The organism is Tunicatimonas sp. (genome assembly GCF_049647865.1).
GTDB lineage: Bacteria > Bacteroidota > Bacteroidia > Cytophagales > Cyclobacteriaceae > Tunicatimonas.
The window spans coordinates 1-5,898 of the sequence record NZ_JBARYM010000656.1; the positions used below are offsets into that span (position 1 = coordinate 1).

Here is a 5,898-nt window from a genome sequence, read left to right on the forward strand (position 1 = left end):
GCGCTAATAAGAAGCAATCAGTAGAAGAGAAAGAAGAAATAGAGGTTGAGTCTGATGTGGTAGCTGGGATGGAGAAAAACGAAGTTCGGCTGGGTAATGGAACCGTATACGAGACTGTAGGCGACAATGAAGCTTTACATTTTTTAGAAAACGCTTTACGTTCTACTGGGTTAGATTCGGTGCTTTCTTTAGCTGGCCCCTACACTTTATTTGCCCCTTCGGATAGAGCTTTTGAAGAGATTGTGCCTACTGAACAAAATAATTTACCCAATGCAATAGATCAGGATGAGCTAAAAGCAATTTTAATGAATCACGTGGTAGCCGGTGAGTACCGAGCGGCCGATTTGGTAAACGAAGAAGTATTACCGACTTTAGGCGGTAAAGAGTTATCGATCATAAAAATTGAGAACAAAATTACCATTGATAGTGCCGATTTGGTCTTCAACGATCGTATTGCCGACAATGGAATTGTGCATATTATTGATCGGGTGCTAGTATCCAATTAACCTTCATCGTTGAAAGTAGGCTTATTTTTCGGCTCATTTAATCCCATTCATACCGGGCATCTTATAGTAGCCAATGTAGTGCGGCAGCAAGCCGCACTAGATCAGGTGTGGTTTGTGGTTTCGCCTCAAAATCCGTTCAAAAAGCAAAAAGCACTTTTGAATGAGATTGATCGGCTGAGAATGGTAGAACTGGCCGTAGAAGACAATTTTGATCTTCGGGCTTGTAATGCTGAGTTTAGTATGCCCAAGCCTAGCTATACCGTGAACACCTTAGCCTACTTAAATGAGCGTTACCCTCAGCACCAGTTTTCTTTGATTTTAGGCAGTGATAATTTAACGCACTTGCATCGCTGGAAAAATGCAAAAGAGATTCTCACTCATACCTCGGTGCTAGTATACCCTCGTCCTAACGTAGCTGAGGAAAAAATAAAGGACGAGATCAGAAATCATCCGAACATTAAAAAAGTAGAATCCCCATTGCTGGACATCTCGGCTACCTTCATCCGCCGAAGTATTCGGAGCAGGCTATCGGTTAAGTATTTAGTGCCCGATTTAGTAAAAGAATACATTCAAAGCCGGAAATTATACTTGTAGCTGCGCTGTAATCCGGAAATCGCAGTCCGGAATCCAGTATTCGGTCTCCGGCTTCCTTTTCACACCGTCATAATCTCTTTTTCCTTTGTCTGAAATACGCTTTCTACTTTAGCCGTAAATTGATCGGTGAGCTCCTGAACTCTATCTTCGCCCCGCTTTACTTCATCTTCCGAAACACTCTCTTTAAGTAAGTCTTTAATACTGTCATTAGTATCTTTTCGGACGTTTCGTATACTAATCTTTCCGTTTTCAGCCTCATTCTTTGCTTGCTTTACCAATTGCACTCGTCGCTCTTCAGTAAGCGGAGGAATATTTAAACGGATTAATTCGCCATCGTTTTGAGGGTTCAAACCCAAATCAGAATTCATAATTTCTCGCTCAATCTCGCTCAGCAGGTTCTTCTCCCAAGGTTTAATCATAATAGTACGGGCATCGGGAGTGGTAATGGAAGCTACCTGGTTGATGGGAGTGGAATTTCCGTAGTATTCTACCATTAGGCCCTCCAGCATATTAGGTGTTGCTTTACCTGCCCTAATTTTTGCAAACGCTTGATGAACGTGGGAGAGCGACTGCTCCATCAATTGTTTGGCTTCGTCCAGATAAAGTTCGATTTCTTCAACCATGCGTATAAAAAGTTAGGTTTCAGTATTAAAAATATACTTGAGGAAGCGAACTTACTAAAAAATGGAAAAAATTCTTAATTAATCAACGTTCCTACCTCTTGTCCGCTAATTAGATTAAATAGGTTGCCGGGTTTGTTCATGTCAAAAACAATAATAGGCAGATTGTTTTCCTGGCAGAGGGTAAAAGCCGTCATATCCATCACGTTAAGTTTTTTCTGGTAGACTTCGCCAAAAGTTATGGTAGAAAACCGGGTAGCCGTTGGGTCTTTTTCGGGGTCAGCGGTATATACTCCGTCAACGCGGGTTCCTTTTAGCACCACATCCGATTCAATCTCAATAGCTCGTAGACTAGCAGTTGAGTCAGTAGTAAAGTACGGATTCCCGATACCCGCCCCAAAAATAACAATGCGTCCTTTTTCCAAGTGGCGAATGGCCCGACGGCGAATAAACGGCTCACATACCTGCTCCATTTTAATACCAGACATCAGTCGGGTATAGACTCCAGTTTGTTCCAGCGCGCTTTGCAAAGCCATACCGTTAATAACAGTCGCCAGCATCCCCATGTAATCACCTTGAACGCGATCCATACCCGAATTTTGCGCTTGCACTCCCCTAAATATATTCCCACCGCCAATAACAATAGCCACTTCTACCCCAATATCTTTTACCTGCTTAATTTCTTGAGCGTACTGATGAATGCGTTCCGGATCGATGCCGTAGGGTTGGTTCCCCATGAGGGCTTCACCACTTAGTTTTAAAAGAATGCGCTGGTACTTCATGCGGGTCGTTTGATTAGTCGTAAATTAGATGCAAGTAACGCAAATTTATCTAACCGGCAGGGGTGGTGTAAGGAAAAGTTATCGATAGTGTTATGGTGTTAAAGTACAAAGTGTTATAGTTCAAAGTTCAAAGATTTGATTTAAGGATACACAATAGTTCAAAACTTAGAAATTCATAACACCATAACACCATCGTACTCAAACACTGTAACACTCAATCACTCAAAACTAACTAGCACCTGGTTTTTCTCCACGCTCTGCCCGGTTTTTACTGAAATTGCGGCTACTGTGCCCGAAGTAGGAGATTTAATAATATTCTCCATTTTCATAGCTTCCAGCGTAAGCAGTTTATCACCAGCTTCTACCGAGCTGCCTACATCAATATTGATCCCCCGAATCAGGCCAGGCATCGGGCTACGTACTTCTTTCACTACTGCTTCCAGAGTGGCATCCATACCTAGAGTCTCTAATAGTTTATCAAGATCGGATTGCAGTTGTATCGAAACTTTTTTTCCATTTACTGAGATAACAAATTGTTTGGTGTCGTAATTAACCTCTATCACTTCAGCGCGATAAGATTTATGCTGATGAATTATATGAAAGAAGGACTCAGAAAGCTGATGAATATTAAGGGGAACTTCTTGCTTATTAATTTTGATAGATTCGGGGTTTACCTCAACGGTTAGGGTATTGGTATTATTAATAGTGGCTTGGTACATAGTGCAAAAGAAGTGTTCGTAAGCAAGATACAAACATTCGCGATACTCAACTAAAGCTATCAATGATTGATTTGAAGTGCTCTCGGTACTTTGGCCCAATAGAGATTCTGACTTCGCCGATGTAGATGTGATTGTCTCGGATGAGATCGAGGTAGTTTAACGACACAATGTACGAGCGCTGAACTTGAATAAAGCCGGAGGCTGGTAAGCTAGTTAAAACTTGTTTGATGGTCGAACGCACCAGTACCTTTCCGCTTTGTAAATGGTACGTTACATAATTGCCACTGCTTTCAACGTACTTTACATCCTGATACTTAATCTTGTGTCGCTCACTGCCCATATTTACAAAGAAAAATTCTGGCAGTGCGTCGCTTGATGTACGTAATCGGTTTTGCACTTTTAAAACAGCGGCGTGAAAACGAGGGAATTCAAATGGTTTTAATAAATAGTCTACAGCGTCAACATTATAACTTTCCAGCGCGTATTCACTGTAAGCTGTAGTAAAGATGATGAATGTTTGGTTTTTTTGAATAATTCGGGAAAGTTCTATCCCCGAAATGTCGGGCATATTGATATCCAAAAAGATGAGATGAATGTGGTTTTCCTCCAGAAAACTTAGGGCTTTAAATGGATTAGTAAATGTCTCAACTAATTGCAAAGACACAATGTGAGAAGCATGGTTTTCAATGATCCGCAGAGCGTTTGGTTCATCGTCTATGGCAATAGCTCTGATCATGAAATAAGGTTAAGTTTCAAATTAACCCGGTATTGATCGCCTTCCTTACCGTAATTTAATGTGTGATTATTTGGATAGATAAGTGCCAGTCGGGTTTTTACATTCTCCAATCCTAGTCCTCCTATCTGAAATTGGTCAGATCGATGTACCGTATTTTTTACTTCCATGAATAACAGTTTACTTTCCAATCGGAGGTGTATGGCAATATGAGACGCACTAGTGGTACTAATTCCGTACTTAAAGGCATTTTCGATAAACGGCATCAAAATCATAGGAGCAATGTTTAGATTCTCTGCTCTGTGATCATTTGAATTAATCTGAACATTTAGTTGCTGGTCTTCATTGAGCCGCATTCGTTGCAACTCAATGTAGCGTTCCAGATAATTCAGCTCCTTATTCAGCGAAATAAAATCAGCCTGCGAATCGTGCAGACTGTACCGCATTAAAGTGCCTAGCTGAGAAATATTGCTGGCCGTATTGGTTGCCTGTTCCTCTAGGGCTACCGCATAGATGTTATTCAACGTGTTAAATAGGAAATGAGGGCTTACTTGGGCTTTTAGTAATGCTAATTCCATGGACGATTTTTCCGCAAGCAGCCGACTTTTAACTTGCTCGTTAACGAACCAGTCTTTGATAAATCGATAGGCAAACGATGTGTAAACAACCCAAGGTAGTTGGCTAAATACCAACTTATCGAAGCTGCGGAATTCTCGGAGTGCCCATTGACTAAATTCTTCGAAAAAGTTGAGGCTGGCCCAATCGTTAATCATCCAAGGAGCTAATAACAATATTGTATGAAGCACTTTAACAACAATGAGTACTATTGCCAATAGTAAAGCATACGTAAGCCATTTGTCCCGCTTAAAGAACTGGGGAATAAGTATGAAAGCATTAATGTAAATGGGTAAAATAAAGGTCAGGACCAGCGAAATTAACCGGAAGGTAATATGTACTGAATCCAGGTTATTCGACCAAGCGTAGAAGGCCGAAGCCATTACCAGCAACCAGAAGGTCAGATGAAACCATGCTTCCCGCTTATCTAGGTCAATGAATGATAGGTTCATTATGAAACGATTTAGTTAACAACGACCCAATCTTATTATTTACGCAGCTTAACTAAAAATTAATGTGACCAGTACGCTTGTGCTTGATGCAAATAAGCCTGTAGATGTGACTAAAGAAATAATGTCAGTCGGAATTACTACTTCCCCCATGTTAACTAACGAACTCTTAGCAGGATGGGCTTTTGCACCATCTGAGATGAATGGGCAATAGTATGGCAAGTAGATCTGAACAATACAACGGAGAGGTGACCTTAATCATTGGCAACAAAATGCTCAGTATTTTTAGCTTCTCCGTTCACGTCGAAGTGAGTAAACGTAATTTGGGGCTGGTTTTCTTCCCGTTTTACGGTGACCCCTAAAAAGCCACCAATTAAATTTAAGTAACGATGCTGAGGTTGTTTACCCGCATTCCAGCCCTGCACGTGCGAATCGCTGACCGGGCCCGAACCAAACTCAAGGAGTTGGGTAGTGCTATCTTGCGAAACATACTGCCAATGCCGATCACCGTTAATCACGTACGTGTTGTCGTGCTGAGTAAGTAGATTTCTCAACCACATACCTTCGGTTTGAAAAGCTGTGTTCGCATGATTATCTGATTTTTTCTTTCGGTCGGGACCCACCACGGGCGTAGCTGAAATGACTACTTTAAAGGTTGCATCTGATTCTGCTAAGGTTTGAGTAAGCCAATACTTTTGTTGCTGGCCTAGTATGGTTTTTCCTTCGCCATCGGGAGCTTGGTTAGCACTACGGTACTCTCGGCCTTCCAGCAGCCAGATCTGTAAATCTTGCCCCCAACGAACCGTTCGGTAGGGAAGCTCTCTCATGGGAACATTTTCGTTCCAGATTACCAACCCTTCGGCATACGATAACTTTCCGT

At 41.6% G+C, this 5,898-nt stretch carries 8 protein-coding genes; 2 read left to right on the forward strand and 6 right to left on the reverse strand.

What is annotated here, in order from left to right; all coding sequences use genetic code 11:
• Together WBA23_RS19225 and nadD are read left to right on the forward strand one after the other, a co-directional pair.
• Positions 1 to 506, forward strand: a 506-nt coding sequence (locus tag WBA23_RS19225) for a fasciclin domain-containing protein (RefSeq protein ID WP_424583901.1), incomplete at its 5' end; no start/stop codon positions are given.
• A 9-nt stretch (positions 507 to 515) separates the two neighbouring features.
• Positions 516 to 1,100: a nicotinate (nicotinamide) nucleotide adenylyltransferase gene (gene nadD / locus WBA23_RS19230; RefSeq protein WP_424583902.1), complete on the forward strand. Its 585-nt coding sequence runs from the start codon at positions 516 to 518 to the stop codon at positions 1,098 to 1,100.
• Positions 1,101 to 1,159: 59 nt separating this feature from the next.
• Here the strand turns inward: nadD and frr are convergent, their stop codons facing one another.
• The 6 genes from frr to WBA23_RS19260 form a co-directional block, all read right to left on the reverse strand.
• On the reverse strand, positions 1,160 to 1,723 hold the full coding sequence (frr, locus tag WBA23_RS19235; RefSeq protein ID WP_424583903.1) for a ribosome recycling factor: 564 nt from the start codon (positions 1,721 to 1,723) through the stop codon (positions 1,160 to 1,162).
• 74 nt (positions 1,724 to 1,797) lie between these two features.
• Positions 1,798 to 2,502 (reverse strand): UMP kinase, encoded by a 705-nt coding sequence (gene pyrH, locus WBA23_RS19240; RefSeq protein WP_424583904.1) that lies wholly within the window; start codon positions 2,500 to 2,502, stop codon positions 1,798 to 1,800.
• Between the two features lie 218 nt (positions 2,503 to 2,720).
• On the reverse strand, positions 2,721 to 3,221 hold the full coding sequence (locus tag WBA23_RS19245) for an acetyl-CoA carboxylase biotin carboxyl carrier protein subunit (protein WP_424583905.1): 501 nt from the start codon (positions 3,219 to 3,221) through the stop codon (positions 2,721 to 2,723).
• 46 nt (positions 3,222 to 3,267) lie between these two features.
• On the reverse strand, positions 3,268 to 3,957 hold the full coding sequence (locus tag WBA23_RS19250) for a LytR/AlgR family response regulator transcription factor (protein ID WP_424583906.1): 690 nt from the start codon (positions 3,955 to 3,957) through the stop codon (positions 3,268 to 3,270).
• Positions 3,954 to 5,021, reverse strand: a complete 1,068-nt coding sequence (locus WBA23_RS19255; RefSeq protein ID WP_424583907.1) for a sensor histidine kinase — start codon at positions 5,019 to 5,021, stop codon at positions 3,954 to 3,956. The genes WBA23_RS19250 and WBA23_RS19255 overlap by 4 nt, the downstream gene beginning before the upstream one ends.
• Positions 5,022 to 5,272: 251 nt before the next feature.
• Positions 5,273 to 5,898, reverse strand: a 626-nt coding sequence (locus WBA23_RS19260; RefSeq protein ID WP_424583908.1) for an alkaline phosphatase D family protein, incomplete at its 5' end; no start/stop codon positions are given.

Excerpts from the sequence above, each read along its gene's own strand:
- frr (WP_424583903.1), bottom strand. The coding sequence starts at position 1,723 with ATGGTTGAAGAAATCGAACTTTATCTGGACGAAGCCAAACAATTGATG.
- pyrH (WP_424583904.1), bottom strand. The coding sequence starts at position 2,502 with ATGAAGTACCAGCGCATTCTTTTAAAACTAAGTGGTGAAGCCCTCATG.
- WBA23_RS19245 (WP_424583905.1), bottom strand. The coding sequence starts at position 3,221 with ATGTACCAAGCCACTATTAATAATACCAATACCCTAACCGTTGAGGTA.
- WBA23_RS19250 (WP_424583906.1), bottom strand. The coding sequence starts at position 3,957 with ATGATCAGAGCTATTGCCATAGACGATGAACCAAACGCTCTGCGGATC.
- WBA23_RS19255 (WP_424583907.1), bottom strand. The coding sequence starts at position 5,021 with ATGAACCTATCATTCATTGACCTAGATAAGCGGGAAGCATGGTTTCAT.